Raw genomic sequence first — 17,983 nt, 5'->3', positions numbered from 1 at the left:
ACCCCGGTCAGCGGTGGCGTACCAGCCGGAGAATCTTCAGGTCCTCGGGTACGCCGGTGAGTTTGGGGGCGAAGAATCCGCGACGGTAGGGCCGCGGAACCAATCCGAGTGCGTCGACCGTGTCGGGGTGTACTGCGTCGAACGCGTTCCGGGAGATCATCAGGTTGCCGTTACCGCCGGTTTGCATGACGCGGGCGGCGATGGTGACGTCGACGCCGAGCCAGTCGGATCCGATCTGTCGCGGATTTCCGGTGTGAATCCCGACCCTCATGGTCGGTGTGTATCCGTCGACGTCGACCTCCGACAGCGCCGTCCGTGCCGCGACCACCGCTTCGAGCGCCTGGTCGGGTCGGTAGAAGACCGCCATGATGCCGTCGCCCAGCCTCTTGACGACGTGTCCACCGCCCGCGGCGACGGCCGGCTCGACTGCCTGGGACACCTTCCTCAGCAGGGTCAGAGTCGCGGCGTCGCCTGCGACGAGGGACCACGACGAGAATCCCACCAGATCGGTGAAGACGATGGTCACGTCGCGTTCTCCCCGGCCTCGGCCGGTTCTCTCGAGCACTGCCTGCCACACCTGAAGTGCTCCGAGTCCGATTTCTCGGGTGGCACCAGGCTCGTCACCTCGGAACTTGTCGGCTACGCGGGCCACGGCGAGTGCCGACCCTTCGCCTGCCAGGGACAGCGGATCACCGAACGTGGGGTCGCCCGGCAGAACCCGTCGGAACCTCCGCACCACGTCGACGACCCCTGGGCTGCGGTTGACATCCTGCACCCAGCCGACCATCGACGACAGTTTCACGACACGAAGCGTAACCGAGGGTTACAGACACTTCGTAGCCCGAAGATCCCCGGTTCGTGGGTCACTGGCCCGAACGCGCCTGGGTGCGGGCGTCCCCGACCGGAACGCCGTTGGGTCCTTCGACCGACTGCACGTACGTGCCGATTCCGAAACCGATCGCCGACGCGTTCTTCGCGAGTGCCTCGCGATCGACGTTCGCGAGTGTGTCCTCGGCGGTGTGGTAGTTCTCGTCGTAGGTCTCCCCGGCCGTGCCGCCCCACTTCTCTGCTTGTTCGGGGGTCTTCTCGTCGTCGGCGCCGCTGAACACTCCGCCTGCCGGGATGCCGGCGGCAATGAACGGGCCGTAGTCGGATCGGCCGTCGAAATCGGTTCCGTCGACGGCGATTCCTTCTCCGCCGAGGTAGTCGACGAACACACGCTCGATGGCGTCGGACCCTGCCGGTCCAGCCGGTTCGCCGACTTTGTCGGAGTCGTCTCCGTCGTACGCGAGGTATCCGGCGTTGTGCGAGCCGATCATGTCGAAGTTGAGGTACAACGCGATGTCGGCCTTGTCCTCGTCGCTCAGGCCCTCGACGTAGGCAGTCGATCCGACGAGTCCGTTCTCTTCCGCGCCCCAGAACGTGAACCGGACGGCGTTGGTCACGTCCGGCTCGCTGCCGAGTTGCAGCGCGGATTCCAACACCGCCGCGGTGCCGCTGCCGTTGTCGTTGATGCCCGGGCCTTCCTCGACGCTGTCCAGGTGGGCGCCCGCGACCACGACGTTCGAGGTGTCTCCCGTCGAGGTCTGCGCGATGATGTTGCGGCTCTTGGTCGTTGTGGTGACCGTGTCCAGCGTGAGCGTCAGTTCCGGCGCCGACGCGACGGCCGCGCCGTCCTCCTGCGAGACGCCGCCCGTCGGGATCTTGGCGTCGTCCTTGCTGCCAAGAGTGCCGTTGTCCACGGGCCCGGGGACGTTGTTGACCACGACGACCGCGACGGCGCCGAGGTCCGCCGCGACGGTTTGTTTGGCGACGAAGGGACACAGACCCCGGTTCACGACAACGATGGCACCGCTGACGTCGAGTCCGTCGTAATCGGTTGCCTCGCAACCGGGTGACTCGTCGGCGGGAGCTGCGACCACGCGTGCGGTGATGCCGTCCTCGGGGGTGGCTGGAGAGTATCCGAGGGCTTTGACCGAGATCTGCTCGTCTCCGGCCGACAGCAACTCGGTGTCCACCGTGAACTGGTCGAAGTCGAATTCCGGTGTCTCGACGTCGAATCCGGCTGCCTGCAGTTTTCCGCTCACGTAGTCGACGCTGGCGTCGTATCCGGAGGTGCCGGCGGCGCGGTTGCCGTTGTTCTCCGACGCGATCCGTTCGAGCTCCTCGAGGTGAGCGACCACGGCGTCGCCGGTGACGGCGTCCGCGAGCCCTGGGCCGTCGGGACTGGAGATCGGCGTCGGAACCGACACGGCCGGCTGCTCCTCGGCCCCGGAGTTGTCCGAGGTCGTGGAGCAACCGGCCAGGACGAGCGCGCCGACTGCGAAACTTGCAAGCAAGGTCTTCCGTGGCATGGAAGCACCCTAGCTTCTCCGGCCGTCAGGCGTCTCGATGATCGGTCACGAACACTGCGGCGCCGAACACGATGGCGGTGAAGACCACGAAGTAGACCAGGCTCCCCCACGGTCCCCAGTGGAAGTCGACTCCGCCGTCGGATCCGAGGAAGTGAGAGGCATTGAGCCAGGGCAGGAACGGTTGCACCGCGCGACCGAAGGATCCGAACAGGCCGAAGAGGTTCTCGACCACCAGCGGCCACAGCAACAGCAGTGCGATGGCGCCTGCGGACTGGCGAAGAAGGGCACCGACTCCGACGGCGACGACGATCTGCAGGAAGGCGAGGATCGCGGTCCCGTAGATGACGCGCCACGTGCCGTCGATGTCGAAGCTCAGCAGTTCGCCTGCCTCGGCGCCTGCGAACACCTTGGCGATGTAGAACGCGCCGAGACCGAGGACGAAGCTCAGCACCAGCCCCAGAACACCGATCAGAAATGCCTTGGCGACGAGAACCGATGCGCGATTGGGCATCGCCTGGAACGTCGTACGGATGACGCCGAAGCGATACTCGCTGGTCACCGTCAAGGCGGCCAGGATCATCAACACCATGACTCCGAAACCTCCGACGCCGCTGCCGACCGCGTCGTAGACGGTGGGGAGGTACGGATCGTAGTCCGGTGTGTCACCCTGAGCCACTTGATCTTTGTAGGATTCGAGGCCGAGTTCGGAGGTGAATCCGACGATTCCCGCGAGGCCCAATCCGAGGACGATCACCGCGATCGTGCACCACCAGGGTGATTTCGTCGAGGTGATCTTGATACGTTCCGCAGCCAACACACCCATCAGAGAGCACCACCCATCGCCTTGTAATCCGACCCCTGACCGTCCACACCATCAGCACCCGCACCGTGATACTGAACATCCTCACCCGTCAGCTTCATGAACGCCTCCTCCAAAGACCCACGCTGCGAGGACAACTCATGCAACACGATCTGATGCCGAGCAGCGATATCACCGATCACCTCGGTCGTCGAATCCGTCACCACGATCGCCGGCTGCAACTGATCCACCCCCGCAGGCTCACGCACCGTCAACCCCGCCGACGTCAACGCACTCCGCAACGCATCCAACTGAGGACTACGCACCTTCACCGACGCCTCCGACGCATGATCGATGAAATCCTGCACCGACGTGTCCGACACCAACCGACCCCGACCGATCACCACCAGATGCTCCGCCGTCTGCGCCATCTCCGACAACAGATGACTCGACACCAACACCGTCCGACCCTCCGCCGCCAAACGCTGCATGAACTTACGAATCCACACAATGCCCTCAGGATCGAGACCATTCACCGGCTCATCGAACAACAACACCTTCGGATCCCCCAACAACGCCCCCGCCAGACCCAACCGCTGCGACATACCGAGCGAGAAACCACCCGCATTCTTCTTCGCAACCTCACTCAACCCCACCAACCGAAGCACCTCGTCCACACGAGACCTCGGAATACCGTTCGACGCAGCCATCCACTCCAAATGCGCACGCGCAGAACGATTCGGATGCACCCACTTCGCATCCAACAACGCACCCACACTCCGCAACGGCTGCTTCAACTCGCCATACGGCTTACCCTCGATCAACGCCTGACCACTCGTCGGACGATCCAGACCCAAAATCATCCGCATCGTCGTCGACTTCCCCGCACCATTCGGCCCGAGAAAACCCGTCACAATCCCCGGCTTCACGGAAAAAGACAGATCATCGACCGCCTTCACCGCACCGTACTGCTTCGTCAACCCCGTCACTTCGATCATGAACGGAAATACTGCCCTGTTCCGGTTCGTACCGCATCGCTCGGAAGTATTCTTTCGAGTCGTTCTCACGGATGACGGAAAGCGGAATTTCGTCAGGGTTTTCCCTGAGATGCAAAGAACCTCCGAAGGTATTCCTTCGGAGGTTCTTTGCGGTTTGTATTACTTTACACTCACGCGTCCCGGCGGTTGACGACCAGCAATGCTGCACCGAACACGACGGCGGTGAAGATCGCGAAGTAGACCAGGCTTCCCCACGGTCCCCAGTGATAGTCGACGCCTCCGGCTTCACCGAGGAAGTGGCTGGCGTTTCCGAAGGGCAGGAACGGCTGGATCGCGCGGCCGAAGGATCCGAACAGTCCGAACAGCGACTCGACCAGTAGCGGCCAGAGCAGCAGCAGTGCGATGGCGCCTGCGGACTGGCGAAGAAGCGCACCGACTCCGACGGCGATGAACACCTGCAGGAAGGCCAGGATCGCGGTTCCGTAGATCGCTCGCCAGGTGCCGTCGATGTCGAAGCTCAGCAGAGCGCCTGCATCCGGTCCGGCGACTGCCTTACCGATGTAGAACGCCAGCAGTCCGAGAACGAACGTCAGCACGAAACCGAACACACCGATGAGCGACGCTTTCGCGACCAGCACTGCGGCGCGGTTCGGGACCGCCTGGAACGTGGTTCTGATGATGCCGAAGCGGTATTCGCTGGTCACCGTCAGCGCAGCCAGGATCATGAGGACCATGAGCCCCATGCCGCCGACGCCACTGCCGACCACTTCGAAGACCGACGGTAGGTAGGGCTCGAATTCGGGTTTGTTGCCCTCGGCGATCTGGTTGTTGTAGGACTGCAGACCCAGTTTGGCCGCCAGTCCCACCGCGAAGGCAAGCCCCAACCCGAGGGCGATGATGGCGATCGTGCACCACCAGGGTGACTTCGTCGAGGTGATCTTGATACGTTCCGCAGCCAACACACCCATCAGAGAGCACCACCCATCGCCTTGTAATCCGACCCCTGACCGTCCACACCATCAGCACCCGCACCGTGATACTGAACATCCTCACCCGTCAGCTTCATGAACGCCTCCTCCAAAGACCCACGCTGCGAGGACAACTCATGCAACACGATCTGATGCCGAGCAGCGATATCACCGATCACCTCGGTCGTCGAATCCGTCACCACGATCGCCGGCTGCAACTGATCCACCCCCGCAGGCTCACGCACCGTCAACCCCGCCGACGTCAACGCACTCCGCAACGCATCCAACTGAGGACTACGCACCTTCACCGACGCCTCCGACGCATGATCGATGAAATCCTGCACCGACGTATCCGACACCAACCGACCCCGACCGATCACCACCAGATGCTCCGCCGTCTGCGCCATCTCCGACAACAGATGACTCGACACCAACACCGTCCGACCCTCCGCCGCCAAACGCTGCATGAACTTACGAATCCACACAATGCCCTCAGGATCGAGACCATTCACCGGCTCATCGAACAACAACACCTTCGGATCCCCCAACAACGCCCCCGCCAGACCCAACCGCTGCGACATACCGAGCGAGAAACCACCCGCATTCTTCTTCGCAACCTCACTCAACCCCACCAACCGAAGCACCTCGTCCACACGAGACCTCGGAATACCGTTCGACGCAGCCATCCACTCCAAATGCGCACGCGCAGAACGATTCGGATGCACCCACTTCGCATCCAACAACGCACCCACACTCCGCAACGGCTGCTTCAACTCGCCATACGGCTTACCCTCGATCAACGCCTGACCACTCGTCGGACGATCCAGACCCAAAATCATCCGCATCGTCGTCGACTTCCCCGCACCATTCGGCCCGAGAAAACCCGTCACAATCCCCGGCTTCACGGAAAAAGACAGATCATCGACCGCCTTCACCGCACCGTACTGCTTCGTCAACCCCGTCACTTGAATCATGGGGTCCACTGTGCCCGATCGACGGGTGCTCGCACATCGCCCGCGAGTCGCGATTCGACTCATCCTTTCGGATGACACCCGTACCTATGTGAGTGGTTGTGTAGGCCCTGGCCTACACAACCACTCACATAGGAGAACTGGCCTGGGCCCAGAAACGTTTGGGAATGCGGCCCGCGCGGCGGGCCTCGAATCCGGCGCTCACCGCGTGCCGCATCGCCGACGCCATCAGTGCGGGGTCTTTGGCGCGGGTCACGGCGGTGGCGAGAAGAACTGCGTCGCACCCGAGTTCCATCGCCACGGCTGCGTCGCTGGCGGTGCCGATGCCTGCGTCGAGGATGACGGGAACGCCTGCCGCGTCGACGATCATCTCGATGTTGTGTGGGTTGGAGATGCCGAGTCCGGTGCCGATCGGCGCACCGAGTGGCATGACGGCGACGCAGCCGATGTCTTCGAGTCTGCGTGCCAGGACGGGGTCGTCGGTGGTGTACGGGAGTACGTTGAACCCGTCGTCGACGAGTTGCTCTGCGGCCTTGACCAGTTCGATGGCATCGGGCAGCAGTGTTCGCTCGTCGGCGATGACTTCGAGCTTCACCCAGTCGGTTTCGAGTGCTTCGCGTCCGAGCTGTGCAGTGAGAACGGCTTCGGAGGCGCCGCGACAGCCGGCGGTGTTGGGCAGGGGTGCGATGTCGAGCTTGCGCAGTAGATCGAGGACACCGGTGCCGCCTGCGGCGTCGACGCGTCGCATGGCCACGGTGGTCAGCTCGGTGCCCGACGCCACCAGCGCCTCTTCCAGGACGGTCAGGTTCGCTGCTCCTCCGGTGCCCATGATGAGTCGGGATTCGAAGGTTCTGTCCGCGATAGTCAGCACGTCAGCCACCCTGCACCGCGGTGAGGATTTCGATGGTCCAGCCGGGTTCGACGGTGGTGGCGTCCCATCGGCTCTTCGGCAGGACTGTTCCGTCGACGGCGACGGCGATGCCCGTGTCCGGCATGGACAGATCGGCGAGGAGTCGACGCATCGTCAGCCCCTCGGAGAGTGCGTGTTCTTCGCCGTTGACGGTGATCATCGGTGCCTTCCTGTCTCGAATCGGGCTGGATCTGCAGCCTTGGCTTCGGGGAGTGTGTCGCCGGTGAGTAGTGCGGCGACAGCGTCTGTGGTGATGGGTGTCAGCAGGATTCCGTTGCGTCCGTGCCCGGCGGCGACGATGACGCGTTCGGAGACGCGGCCGATGAGCGGTAGGCCGTCGGGGCTCATGGGGCGCAATCCGGCGGCGGCTTCGTGTAGTTCGTATTCGCCGATGCTGGGCATCAGTCGTTCGGCGTCGGCGATGAGGTCGCGGACTCCGGCGACGGTGACCTGGGTGTCGTGGCCGGATTCGTACTGGGTGGCGCCGACGACGAGGCCGTCGCCGCGTGGCACGAGGTAGATGGGGCGGCCGTGGACGCTGCCTCGGATGGTTCGGTTGGGCGGAGCCGTCGCGCTGGGTCGTCGTCGGAGTCGGAGTATTTCGCCTTTGACTGGTCGGACGGGGATGTCCGGGAGAAGGGCGGAGACCTGCGCTCCGGCGGCGACGACGATTCGGTCGGCAGTCAGGGCGTCGAGGTCGGTCACCTGTTCGGCGACGAAGTCGACGCCGGCTGCGGAGGCTGTCAGTGCGTCGACGAGGGCGCGGTTGTCGACGGCCTGTTCCGTCGGCGCGAGAAGTCCGAGGCGGATGTTCTGCGCGAGCGAAGGTTCGAGTTCGCGGATCTGCGCCCGGTTCAGGATGTCCAGCTGGTGCCCGTGTTCGCCGACGAATTCTGCGATGGTCCGCAGGTCCTGGGCGTCGGCGGCGTCGAGTGCGACGGTCAACGAGCCCGATGCGGTGAACACGTCGACTCCGAGCTCGCGTGCGAACTCGGGCCAGCGGTCCAGCGAGCGCGCCCCCAGCTTCAGTAGCTCGTGTTCGCCCGGCCATCCCTCGGACAGCGGTGCGAGCATTCCGCCGGCCACCCAGGACGCGCCCGACCCGATGTTCGGGTCGTACAGCTGGACCGACCATCCGTCGCGCTGCGCCCTGGCTGCGACGGCGAGGCCGATGACGCCGCCTCCGACGACGGCAAGCGTTCCGAGCCCTGACTTTTCGAACTTCACCGAGAACCACCCTCACTCCCTGCGCCGGCATGATCCGGTTCAGGTATTGACGGTAAGGACGGGCGTGTCCACTCTCAGCCCCGCGTACCCCAGGACTCCCGTGTATCTGTCTTTCCGACGAGAAGACTACCGTCTGGAGACGTGCATCCCACTCAGAGCTCCCGTGAACGCTTGAACTCTGCCCGCCTGTACCTGTGCACCGACGCCAGGCGAGAGCTCGGCGATCTAGCCCAGTTCGCCGAGGCGGCACTGTCCGGCGGCGTCGACATCATTCAGCTTCGCGACAAGAACTCCGCAGGTGAGCGTGAGTTCGGTCCGCTGGAGGCCAAGGACGAACTGGCTGCGCTGGCCGTCCTGTCCGCGGCCACCAGGCGTCACGGCGCGCTGTTGGCCGTCAACGACCGCGCGGACCTGGCGTTGGCGTCGAACGCCGATGTGTTGCATCTGGGCCAGGGCGATCTGCCGGTGCATTACGCGCGGCAGATCCTCGGACCGGATGTGGTGATCGGACGTTCGACGCAGAACCGTAGCCAGGCGAGTCTGGCGGCGATCGAGGACGGTGTGGACTACTTCGCGACCGGGCCGGTGTGGGCGACGCCGACGAAGCCGAATCGCAAGGCCGCGGGCCTCGAACTGGTGCGCAGCACGGCCGACTCGGCTCCGACACGGCCGTGGTTCGCCATCGGCGGTGTCGACGCCGACAACGTCGACGAGGTCCTTGCGGCCGGCGCGGACCGTGTTGTGGTCGTGCGTGCCATCACGCAGGCCCGCGACCCGCAGGCCGCAGCTCAGGCGCTGGCGGAGAAGCTGAAGGGCAACTAGCTCAGCCAGGCGAGGACGGTCGACGGCGGGAGCACCTGCACCGCCGTCGGCAACCGTTCCTTCAGGCCGCGGTCCGCGGTGACGAGCGCGGTCAGCGCGCTTCCGTCGTGTGCGCGCCGGGCGAGTTCGTCGTCGCCGCTGCCCGACGCATGGATGACGGGGACTCGGGCGTCGTCGAAGCGGGCTGCGCGGGCGTCGCCTTCGAGGACGGCTTCGATGGTGGTGAGCCACCCGTAGGTGCCGCCGGGCAGTTCGACGGTGCGCGGCAGGACGTCGGCGAGGGAGGTCAGCAGCTCGCCGGTTGCGCCGCTGCGGTCCTTCCACCAGCCGTTGGGGCGGGAGCCGAGCACGTTGGCGGTGTCGAGCAGTACGCGGAGAGGTTCGGTCCGCAAGGTGGGCCAGCTCGCCGCGAAGCCGGGGTGCAGAGGCAGGGCGTCGACCATGCTTTCGGGAACCCAACGCAGTTCGGTGCTTTCACCGTTCGGGGTGGTGGGAAGCTGAGTGTCGGCGTCGGCGACGACGGTGGTGTACGTCCAACCGCTCGGGGCCGTCGCGGTGAGCTTTTCTCCTCGGACGTTGAGCCGGGCCGCGCCGATTCCTGCTTCTTCGTCGGCTTCACGGACGGCGGCCGTCACTGCGCTCTCGTGCGAGTCCTTCGCGCCGCCCGGAAGCGCCCAGGTTCCGCCCTGGTGACTCCAGAGGGCGCGGTGTTGCAGCAGTACCGTCGGCTCACCGTCTGCGGACGGTGCACGCAGGAGCAGACCTGCGGCTCCGTACCTTCCCCAGTGTCGCGTGCCGTTCTCCCCGACTACCCACCCGTCACCGTCGCCGCGCATACCTCCACACCTTAGGGGACTGCACCTTCGGAGTGTTCGCCGTCCACGTACGCACCGCGGGCGGAAACTTATATGCTCGAACCTGTGAACGTGGTCGGCACTACACCCACTGCTGCCGTACCTCCCACGACGGCCGCCACGGCCTCGGAGAGCGACTCGCGGCGTGAGTTGCGGCGCCTGGCACGGTCGACGCCTGCGCGCATGATCGCCCTGGGCGGTCTGCTGATCGTGTTGCTGGTCGCGACGGGGTTCGTGACGAGCGAGGCTGTGTCCGATCGCGAGTCCACGCTCGATTCGTTGTTGGTGCGCACCGAGCCTCTGGCCAATTCCGCGCAGAATCTGTACGGCGCCCTGTCGGTCGCGGATGCCGCGGCGTCGACGGCGTTCATCTCCGGTGGCCTGGAACCTCAGGCGGTGCGTGACCGGTACGCGCAGGCCATCGGCGACGCGGGCACCGAGCTGATCCGGGCGTCCGGCGGGCTCGGCGAGTCCGACACCGAGGCCAGGGACGCTCTCACGGAGATCGGTGCGGCACTGCCGGTGTACACGGGCCTCGTCGAGACCGCCCGCTCCAACAATCGGAGTGGCAATCCCGTCGGATCGTCGTACCTCGGTGAGGCGTCCACGCTGATGCAGACCTCGCTGCTTCCCCGCGCCGAGGGCCTGTACACGGCGCAGGCGTCGCGGGTGTCGACGGATCAGGAAAGGTTCGTCCACCCACCGGTGTTCGCTATCGCGACCATCGTCGTCGTCCTCGGACTGCTGGTGTTGGCTCAGCTGTACTTGTCGCGGCGCACGCACCGGACCCTGAACTGGGGGTTTCTGACGGCGTCGGGTCTGGTCACGGTGCTCCTCGGGTGGATGCTGGTGGCCGGGCTCATCTCCGCGACCGCGACCGACCGTGCGCTGGACCGCGGTGTCACCCCGCTGCAGAAGCTCACCACGGGGTTCATCCTCGCTCAGCAGGCCAGGTCCGACGAGACTCTCAACCTCGTGCGCCGCGGCAGCACCCGCGAGTACGACGCCGAATTCAACGACAACACGCAGAAACTGGCCGATCTGTTCGACGGTGATGCGGCGATGACGGAGTCGTTGGCCAAGTGGAAGACCGCGCATCAGCGGATCGACGACGCGTTGGCCGTCGGCGATTTCAACACCGCCGTCACCATCGCGACGGGAAGCGGCGTCGCAGATTCGGCGGTTCAGTTCAAGGCTCTCGACGACATGCTGATCGCCGGCATCGAACAGGGCCGCACCGAGCTTCGGGGCAACGTCGAGCGAGCCAAGACCTCCCTCGTCGCGTTGAGCTCCGGAGCCATCGTCCTCACGATCGCCGCTGCGGCGGGCGTCGCAGGCGGTCTCGTTCCAAGGTTGCGTGAGTACCTGTGAACCGAATTCTTCTCGTCGTCGCCGCGATCCTCGTGGGTCTGCTCACCACCAGTTGCGTTGCACCGGAGGCGTTGCCGCCCGAGCCGGACATCAGTTACACCGAACCACCCATGCCCGACGGTGCGGGCCCGGCAACGGGTGCACCGGAAGTCGACTCCCCCGACCCGCAGTGCGCGCGCCCGACGGCCAGTCTTCGTCCCCTGCAGTTCGGACCGGGACAGGCCGGTCTTGCCCCGGAGAACACGCCACCGTCTCCGACCGTCGACCAGATCCGAGAGCGCGGTCGACTGATCGTCGGGCTGGACACCGGCAGCAACCTTTTCAGCTTCCGTGATCCGATGACCGGCAAGCTCGTCGGGTTCGACGTCGACATCGCGCGCGAGATCTCACGCGACCTCTTCGGTGACCCGGATCGAGTGGACTTCCGCATCCTGACCTCCGCGGAACGTATCGAGGCCTTGCAGAACTCGACGGTCGACGTGGTGGTCAAGACCATGACCATCACCTGTGCGCGCAAGGAGGAAGTGTCGTTCTCCACGGTGTACTTCCAGGCGCAGCACCGGGTGCTCGCGGTCAAGAACTCCGGCATCAACGGTGTTGCGGACCTGGCGAATCGACGCGTCTGCGCGGTCGACGGCACGACGTCGCTGCGGCGGCTGCAGCGCATCGTCCCGACTGCGCAGATCACCACGGCCGCGATGTGGTCCGACTGCCTCGTCGTCCTCCAACAACGTCAGGTCGACGCCGTCAGCACCGACGACACGATCCTCGCCGGTCTCGCCGCGCAGGATCCGTACCTGGAACTCGTCGGCGACAGCCTGAGCCCCGAGCCGTACGGTGTCGGAATCAAGAAGGAGAGTGAGGATCTGGTGCGGTTCGTCAACGGCACCCTGGAGCGAATCCGCGGTGACGGAACCTGGAACCGCCTGTACACCCGCTGGCTGTCGGTCCTGGGCAGCTCGCCCGGCCCGCCGTTCCCCCAGTACGTGGACTGACATGAGCGCCCGAGACCCCGAGACTCCGACCGGTCGATCCACCGCGCCCTCACAGCGCACCGAAGCCGTGTCCCGCACCGAGGCCGTGTCCCGTACCGAGGCCGTGTCCCGTACCGAAGCCGTCGCCAGAACCGAAGCGTCCGAGCGCACCCAGGCCGCCGACAGGACTCAGGCTGCCGACCGAACTCAGGCTTCTCCTGTCTCGCAGGTTCGTTCGTCGCGGACGTCCGGCCGGACGAGGCCGACTCGGTCGAATCGAACGGATCCTCGCCGACGCCTCGGCGCGGGCCTGGTGGACATTCCTCGTGTCGATCCTGTCGACCCTGCGACGGCGGTGATGTCGGATCCCACTGTTCCGCAACGCAAACGGTTCTGCTGGAAATGCAACTCACCGGTCGGCCGGAGTGCAGAAGGTGAGCCGGACAAGCCGTCGGGCATCTGTCCTCATTGCGGCTCGACGTACGATTTCACGCCGCTGCTCGAGCCGGGCGATCTCGTCGTCGGGCAGTACGAGGTGCAGGGGTGTATCGCGCACGGCGGTCTCGGTTGGATCTACCTGGCCATCGACCGCAACGTCAGCGATCGCTGGGTGGTGTTGAAGGGTCTGCTGCACTTCGGTGACGACGAGGCCCACGCGGTCGCCGTCGCCGAGCGTCAGTTCCTCGCGGAGGTGGCGCATCCGGGCGTCGTGAAGATCTACAACTTCGTCGAGCAGCCACGTACCGACGGCACCCGCATCGGGTTCATCGTCATGGAGTACGTGGGTGGGCGTTCGTTGCGGGACATTCTGTCCTCTCGCAAGGACGCCGAGTCGGGTGCGCGGGTTCGGATGCCGGTGGAGCAGGCCATCGCCTACGTGCTGGAGGTTCTTCCCGCGTTGTCCTACCTGCACTCCATCGGGTTGGTGTACAACGATCTCAAGCCCGAGAACATCATGGTCACCGACGATCAGATCAAGCTCATCGATCTCGGCGCGGTCGCGGGTATCGAGGATTTCGGATACCTCTACGGCACTGCCGGATATCAAGCCCCGGAGATCGTCGAGACCGGCCCGACGGTGGCGTCGGACATCTACACCGTCGGGCGCACGTTGGCGGTTCTCACTCTGGACATGCCGCAGACGAAGGGAAAGTACGACCCGGGCATTCCGTCGCCGGAGGATCACGAACTGCTCCGCCGGTACCCCTCGTTCCATCGATTGCTGCTGCGCGCCACCAATCCCGATCCGACACAGCGGTTCTCCACCGCCGACGTGCTGGCCAGCCAGGCCACCGGTGTACTCCGCGAGATTCTGTCGCTGCAGACCGGAACGGAACGTCCCGGCCTGTCGACGGCGTTCAGTCCGCCGCGCACCACGTTCGGCACCGAAGAATCCGTCGGGCGCACGGACACGTACGTCGACGGCAAGGTGCGCGGCGACAGAATCAGTGCTCGCGACGTCGTCTCCGCGCTTCCTGTTCCCTTGGTCGATCCACTCGATCCGAGCGCACCTCTACTGGCGGCGGCGGTGCACAGCGAACCGCAGCAGACGCTCGATTCCCTTGCGCACGCACGCCGCAACGGTATCGAGAGGTTCGCCGACGGATCGCCGGGCGGACTCGAGATCACCCTCGCGGAGGTGAAGGCGCACATCGACCTCGGAGATACCGGGACCGCGCAATCGGTGCTGAACCAGGTGATCACCGACGGCCCCGATCCGTGGCGGGTCGAGTGGTACTCCGGCCTTCTGGACCTGTTGCGCAACGAGTTCTCCGACGCATCGACGCATTTCGAGAACGTTCTCGATGCGATGCCGGGTGAGCTGGCCCCCAAGATCGCCTTGGCCGCGAGCGCCGAGCTGATCATGGAGGGCACCTCCGTCCAGGAGCCGGAAGAGCGCGAGAAGTGGCGGGCCTGCGCCGAGTCGTACTATCTCTCGGTGTGGCGCACCAATCGCGCCGTCGTCAGCTCCGCCTTCGGCCTTGCGCGCCAGATGATGTATCGCAGCGACCCCACCGCGGCCGTCGGAGTGCTGGATCAGGTTCCCATCAGCTCGCGGCACTACGCCGTCGCTCGTATGACGAGTGTGCTGACGCTGTTGATGGATCGGCCGTCCCCCGACCTCGAGGAGGACGACTTCCGCGAGGCCGCGAGACGTGTCGCCATGCTCCCCCGGCGCGAACCTCGAGCGTTGCAGATGCGCACGTTGGTTCTGGCGATGGCAATGGACTGGGTTCGGTCCGGTCATGCTGTCGAGACCGAACGTGAGCCGATTCTCGGTGCCCCGTTCACCGAGAAGGGCCTGCGCTCGGGCACCGAGACCGGGTTACGCGCCCTTGCCCGTAACGCGACCGACCGCGCGCACCGCTACACGCTCGTCGACCTCGCCAACGCCATCAGGCCACAGTCACTCTTCTGACCCGTTCTGCTCCGACACGACCTGTTCGGTGGCGCGGGCGATGGCGAGTTCTTCGTCGGTCGGGACGACGAGGACGGTCACCGCCGAGTCGTCGGTCGAGATCACACGAGCATCCTTGCTGCGTACGGCATTTCGCTCGGAGTCGACGACGATACCGAACCCTTCCAGCGACGCCAGGGCGTCGGCGCGTACCGCGGAGGCGTTCTCGCCGACGCCGGCGGTGAACGTGATGGCGTCGAGTCGGCCCAGGTTCACCATGTAGGCACCGATGTACTTGCGGAGACGGTGGATGTAGACGTCGTAGGCGAGTGCGGCGTCGTCGTCACCGTCGTCGATCTTCTGGGCGAGCACTCGGAAGTCGTTGACACCTGCGAGTCCTTTGAGCCCGGAATTCCGGTTCAGCAACTGGTCGATCTCGTCGACGTCCATGTCCGCGTTGCGCCGTAGATGCATGACGACGCCCGGGTCGATGTCACCGCTGCGGGTGCCCATGACCAGGCCTTCCAAGGGCGTCAGGCCCATCGAGGTGTCGATCGGAACGCCGCTGCGGATCGCGGATGCAGACGCTCCGTTGCCCAGGTGCAACACGATCTGGTTCAGGTCGTCTCGGCCGAGGAACTCCGACACCCGACCCGACACGTACTCGTGCGACGTGCCGTGGAAGCCGTAGCGCCTGATCCCGTTCCGGCGGGCCACGTCTCGGTCGATCGCGTACGTGGCCGCGGCGGCGGGCAGCGAATGGAAGAACGCAGTGTCGAACACGGCGACGTGCGGGATGGACGGCAATTGTTCGCGCGCAACGTCGATGCCGAGTACGTTGGGTGGATTGTGCAGCGGCGCAAGCGCACTGAGGTCGGAGATCTGCTTGACGACCGCGTCGTCGATCAGCGTCGGTCGGTAGAAGATCTCCCCGCCGTGTACGACGCGGTGGCCCACCGCCGTCACGTCGGAACCCAGCTCCACTCCCGCGTTCTCCAGCATCTCGAACGCGACGGCGAGACCGACACCGTGATCGGCTATCTCCCGGCGGTTCTCGATCTCCTCACCGTGGAACTCGAGGACGACGCGACCTTCCGGCTCCCCGATCTGCTCGACCAGCCCGGAGGCGACGGACCGGCCGGTCTCGGGTTCCACCAGTTGGAACTTCACCGACGACGAACCGGAGTTGACGACGAGGACGCTCATGCCTGGTGCCCCTGTGCCTGGATGGCCGTGATGGCAACGGTGTTGACGATGTCCTCCACCAGTGCACCGCGAGAGAGGTCGTTGACGGGCTTGCGAAGACCCTGCAGAACCGGCCCGACCGCGACGGCACCTGCGCTGCGCTGCACCGCCTTGTACGTGTTGTTGCCCGTGTTGAGGTCCGGAAAGATGAACACCGTTGCGCGGCCGGCGACATCGGAATCGGGCAGCTTGGACTTCGCGACGGACGGCTCTATCGCTGCGTCGTACTGAATCGGGCCCTCCACGAGCAGTTCCGGGTTTCGTTCCCGCACGAGCCGCGTGGCCTCGCGTACCTTGTCGACGTCGGCGCCGGTTCCCGAGTCGCCGGTGGAATAGGACAGCATCGCGATGCGGGGTTCGATGCCGAACTGAGCGGACGTGGTCGCCGACGAGATCGCGATGTCGGCCAGTTGCTCCGCCGTCGGGTCCGGCACGATAGCGCAGTCGCCGTAGGCGAGAACGCGGTCGGACAGGCACATCAAGAAGATGCTCGAGACGGTGTCGACGCCGTCGGCCGTCTTGATGATCTCGAACGACGGACGGATCGTGTGGGCTGTGGTGTGGGCGGCGCCCGACACCATGCCGTCGGCAATTCCCTTGTACACCATCATGGTTCCGAAGTACGAGATGTCGGTCATGATCTCGCGTGCCCGCTCGATGCGCATGCCCTTGTGCTTGCGTAGTTCGGTGTACTCGGCGGCGAAGTCCTCGGCGTGGTCCGAGGTCTTGGGGTCGAGCACCTGCGCGTCGCCGAGGTCGACACCGAGTTCCGCTGCGCGACGCCGGATGGGGCCTTCCTCGCCGAGGATCGTCAGCGTGGCCACCTGCCGCTGCAGCAGCCTGCCCGCCGCACGAAGGATTCGGTCGTCACCGCCCTCGGGGAGGACGATGTGTTTCTGATCGGCGCGAGCGCGGTGGATCAGCTGGTACTCGAACATCTGCGGGGTGGTGATCGACGGAATGCTCAGCTCCAGCCGATCCAGCAGGGCCCGTGCGTCGACCCGCTGTTCCATCAGGCTCAGTGCGGTGTCCACCTTGCGCTGCGAGCCGACGGCCACCCGGCCACGTGCTTTCGCGGCCGCGGAGGCGGTGTCGAACGTACCGAGGTCCGTCGTCAGGATCGGCAGTTTGGGACCGAGACCGGACACGAGCCTGGCGATCGCGGGGTGCGGCTCGATGCCCCCGTTCATGATGATGCCGGCGAGCGAGGGAAAGCCCTCTGCTTCATGGGCGTTGACCAGTGCCAGCAGCACGTCCGAGCGGTCGGCCGGGGCGATGACCACCACCGAATCCGTCAGACGCTCGAGGATGTGCTCGGCCGTCATCCCGCCGACCATGACCCGAAGCGCTTCGCGTTGCATGAGCTCGGGGTCTCCGCTGTAGAGCTTTCCGTCGACGGCCTCGAGCAGCTCGGCCATCGTCGGAGCGATCAGCAGTGGGATCTCCGGCAGGCTCCACGCCGGCACTCCGAGCGGTGTCAGTGCCTCGGTGACCTCGTCGAGCTTGTCGGGATCGCATCGGTTGGCGACGATCGCGGCGAGGTGCGCGTGGTGCTGACGAAGCTCGGCCTGACACAGCTGCGCCAATTGGACGATCTCGCTCGTCGACCGTTCCGAGCCTCGAAGCGCAAGCAGCACAGGCGCGCCGAGGTTCGCTGCGACACGGGCGTTGAAACTCAGTTCCGACGGGCTGCCGACGTCCGTGAAATCGCTGCCGACGATCACCACTGCGTCGCACTGCGCGGCGACGTCGTGGAAGCGTGAGACGATCTCGCCGAGCGCGGCGTCGGGATCGGCGTGCACGGCCTCGTAGGTGACGCCGAGTGACTGCTCGTAGGACAGATCCGCCGTCGTGTGGTCGACGAGAAGTTCCAGAATGTAGTCGGTTTCCGTCGTCGACCTCGCGATGGGCCGGAAGACACCGACCCGGGCCGCAGACGCACACAGCATCTGGAGCACTCCGAGTGCAATGGTCGACTTACCGGTGTCGCCCTCGGGTGAGGCGATGTAGATGCTCGATGCAGGCTCGGCCATGGGAGTCAGCGTACTGGTTCCGCTGTTGACAGAAGGTGACCTGCGGTAGTCAGATCGGT

Annotated in this window: 16 protein-coding genes and 1 riboswitch; of the genes, 4 read left to right on the top strand and 12 right to left on the bottom strand. The window is 65.3% G+C overall.

The annotated features are described in order from the left end of the window. Nucleotides 1-7 precede the first annotated feature (7 nt). From CH290_RS04960 to thiO, 9 genes are all read right to left on the bottom strand, one after another. Entirely contained in the window at nucleotides 8-787 is a 780-nt protein-coding gene (locus CH290_RS04960; RefSeq protein ID WP_230595877.1) for an adenylate/guanylate cyclase domain-containing protein, read from the bottom strand. A gap of 76 nt (nucleotides 788-863) precedes the next feature. Beyond that, nucleotides 864-2,354 carry a M28 family peptidase gene (locus CH290_RS04955; protein ID WP_033188693.1) on the bottom strand — a complete coding sequence of 497 codons (1,491 nt, stop codon included), beginning with the start codon at nucleotides 2,352-2,354 and terminating at the stop codon, nucleotides 864-866. A gap of 25 nt (nucleotides 2,355-2,379) precedes the next feature. Next, nucleotides 2,380-3,177, bottom strand: coding sequence for an ABC transporter permease (locus CH290_RS04950; RefSeq protein WP_020112594.1), 798 nt, complete (start codon nucleotides 3,175-3,177; stop codon nucleotides 2,380-2,382). Continuing rightward, nucleotides 3,177-4,151, bottom strand: a complete 975-nt coding sequence (locus CH290_RS04945; RefSeq protein ID WP_037162284.1) for an ABC transporter ATP-binding protein — start codon at nucleotides 4,149-4,151, stop codon at nucleotides 3,177-3,179. Before CH290_RS04945 ends, CH290_RS04950 begins: the two co-directional genes overlap by 1 nt. Nucleotides 4,152-4,321: 170 nt before the next feature. After that, nucleotides 4,322-5,119, bottom strand: coding sequence for an ABC transporter permease (locus CH290_RS04940; protein WP_019668066.1), 798 nt, complete (start codon nucleotides 5,117-5,119; stop codon nucleotides 4,322-4,324). Continuing rightward, nucleotides 5,119-6,093, bottom strand: a complete 975-nt coding sequence (locus tag CH290_RS04935; RefSeq protein ID WP_033188694.1) for an ABC transporter ATP-binding protein — start codon at nucleotides 6,091-6,093, stop codon at nucleotides 5,119-5,121. Before CH290_RS04935 ends, CH290_RS04940 begins: the two co-directional genes overlap by 1 nt. A gap of 124 nt (nucleotides 6,094-6,217) precedes the next feature. Continuing rightward, a complete protein-coding gene (locus CH290_RS04930) occupies nucleotides 6,218-6,970 on the bottom strand; it encodes a thiazole synthase (protein ID WP_019663279.1) in 753 nt (250 codons plus the stop codon). Continuing rightward, nucleotides 6,963-7,160, bottom strand: coding sequence for a sulfur carrier protein ThiS (gene thiS, locus CH290_RS04925; protein ID WP_019663278.1), 198 nt, complete (start codon nucleotides 7,158-7,160; stop codon nucleotides 6,963-6,965). The genes CH290_RS04930 and thiS overlap by 8 nt, the downstream gene beginning before the upstream one ends. Beyond that, on the bottom strand, nucleotides 7,157-8,227 hold the full coding sequence (thiO, locus tag CH290_RS04920) for a glycine oxidase ThiO (RefSeq protein ID WP_033188695.1): 1,071 nt from the start codon (nucleotides 8,225-8,227) through the stop codon (nucleotides 7,157-7,159). Before thiO ends, thiS begins: the two co-directional genes overlap by 4 nt. Beyond that, a riboswitch (TPP riboswitch) is annotated at nucleotides 8,227-8,339 on the bottom strand. It overlaps the preceding gene by 1 nt. 29 nt (nucleotides 8,340-8,368) lie before the next feature. Here thiO and thiE point away from each other — a divergent pair. Continuing rightward, nucleotides 8,369-9,049 (top strand): thiamine phosphate synthase, encoded by a 681-nt coding sequence (gene thiE, locus CH290_RS04915; protein WP_019663276.1) that lies wholly within the window; start codon nucleotides 8,369-8,371, stop codon nucleotides 9,047-9,049. On the opposite strand, the gene CH290_RS04910 is transcribed toward thiE, so the two are convergent. After that, a complete protein-coding gene (locus CH290_RS04910) occupies nucleotides 9,046-9,885 on the bottom strand; it encodes an NUDIX hydrolase (protein WP_019663275.1) in 840 nt (279 codons plus the stop codon). The two genes, thiE and CH290_RS04910, sit on opposite strands and share 4 nt — an antisense overlap. Before the next feature lie 84 nt (nucleotides 9,886-9,969). On the opposite strand from CH290_RS04910, the gene CH290_RS04905 reads away from it, so the two are divergent. From CH290_RS04905 to CH290_RS04895, 3 genes are read left to right on the top strand one after another with little or no spacing between them, the layout of a single operon-like run. Then, nucleotides 9,970-11,274, top strand: a complete 1,305-nt coding sequence (locus CH290_RS04905; RefSeq protein WP_020110799.1) for a GlnX family signal transduction membrane protein — start codon at nucleotides 9,970-9,972, stop codon at nucleotides 11,272-11,274. Continuing rightward, nucleotides 11,271-12,269: a transporter substrate-binding domain-containing protein gene (locus CH290_RS04900; protein WP_019663272.1), complete on the top strand. Its 999-nt coding sequence runs from the start codon at nucleotides 11,271-11,273 to the stop codon at nucleotides 12,267-12,269. Before CH290_RS04905 ends, CH290_RS04900 begins: the two co-directional genes overlap by 4 nt. Nucleotide 12,270: 1 nt before the next feature. Further along, nucleotides 12,271-14,667 (top strand): serine/threonine-protein kinase, encoded by a 2,397-nt coding sequence (locus CH290_RS04895; protein ID WP_170947536.1) that lies wholly within the window; start codon nucleotides 12,271-12,273, stop codon nucleotides 14,665-14,667. Here CH290_RS04895 and CH290_RS04890 read toward each other — a convergent pair. Both CH290_RS04890 and pta read right to left on the bottom strand, forming a co-directional pair. Continuing rightward, the gene (locus CH290_RS04890) at nucleotides 14,656-15,852 is read right to left on the bottom strand and encodes an acetate kinase (protein ID WP_020110801.1); all 1,197 of its coding nucleotides are present in this window, start codon (nucleotides 15,850-15,852) and stop codon (nucleotides 14,656-14,658) included. The two genes, CH290_RS04895 and CH290_RS04890, sit on opposite strands and share 12 nt — an antisense overlap. Then, complete coding sequence (gene pta / locus CH290_RS04885; protein ID WP_033188696.1) at nucleotides 15,849-17,924, bottom strand: phosphate acetyltransferase; 2,076 nt, start codon at nucleotides 17,922-17,924, stop codon at nucleotides 15,849-15,851. The genes CH290_RS04890 and pta overlap by 4 nt, the downstream gene beginning before the upstream one ends. Nucleotides 17,925-17,983 lie beyond the last annotated feature (59 nt).

Origin of the sequence: Rhodococcus sp. 06-156-4, from assembly GCF_002259345.1 — a bacterium.
Lineage (GTDB): Bacteria > Actinomycetota > Actinomycetes > Mycobacteriales > Mycobacteriaceae > Rhodococcoides > Rhodococcoides fascians_E.
This window is presented reverse-complemented; position numbering and strand designations above follow the sequence as displayed.

Bases quoted from the DNA above. Each gene is read 5' to 3' on its own strand.
- CH290_RS04960 (WP_230595877.1), bottom strand. From the start codon at position 787: ATGGTCGGCTGGGTGCAGGATGTCAACCGCAGCCCAGGGGTCGTCGAC.
- CH290_RS04955 (WP_033188693.1), bottom strand. From the start codon at position 2,354: ATGCCACGGAAGACCTTGCTTGCAAGTTTCGCAGTCGGCGCGCTCGTC.
- CH290_RS04950 (WP_020112594.1), bottom strand. From the start codon at position 3,177: ATGGGTGTGTTGGCTGCGGAACGTATCAAGATCACCTCGACGAAATCA.
- CH290_RS04945 (WP_037162284.1), bottom strand. From the start codon at position 4,151: ATGATCGAAGTGACGGGGTTGACGAAGCAGTACGGTGCGGTGAAGGCG.
- CH290_RS04940 (WP_019668066.1), bottom strand. From the start codon at position 5,119: ATGGGTGTGTTGGCTGCGGAACGTATCAAGATCACCTCGACGAAGTCA.
- CH290_RS04935 (WP_033188694.1), bottom strand. From the start codon at position 6,093: ATGATTCAAGTGACGGGGTTGACGAAGCAGTACGGTGCGGTGAAGGCG.
- thiS (WP_019663278.1), bottom strand. From the start codon at position 7,160: ATGATCACCGTCAACGGCGAAGAACACGCACTCTCCGAGGGGCTGACG.
- CH290_RS04910 (WP_019663275.1), bottom strand. From the start codon at position 9,885: ATGCGCGGCGACGGTGACGGGTGGGTAGTCGGGGAGAACGGCACGCGA.
- CH290_RS04895 (WP_170947536.1), top strand. From the start codon at position 12,271: ATGAGCGCCCGAGACCCCGAGACTCCGACCGGTCGATCCACCGCGCCC.
- CH290_RS04890 (WP_020110801.1), bottom strand. From the start codon at position 15,852: ATGAGCGTCCTCGTCGTCAACTCCGGTTCGTCGTCGGTGAAGTTCCAA.
- pta (WP_033188696.1), bottom strand. From the start codon at position 17,924: ATGGCCGAGCCTGCATCGAGCATCTACATCGCCTCACCCGAGGGCGAC.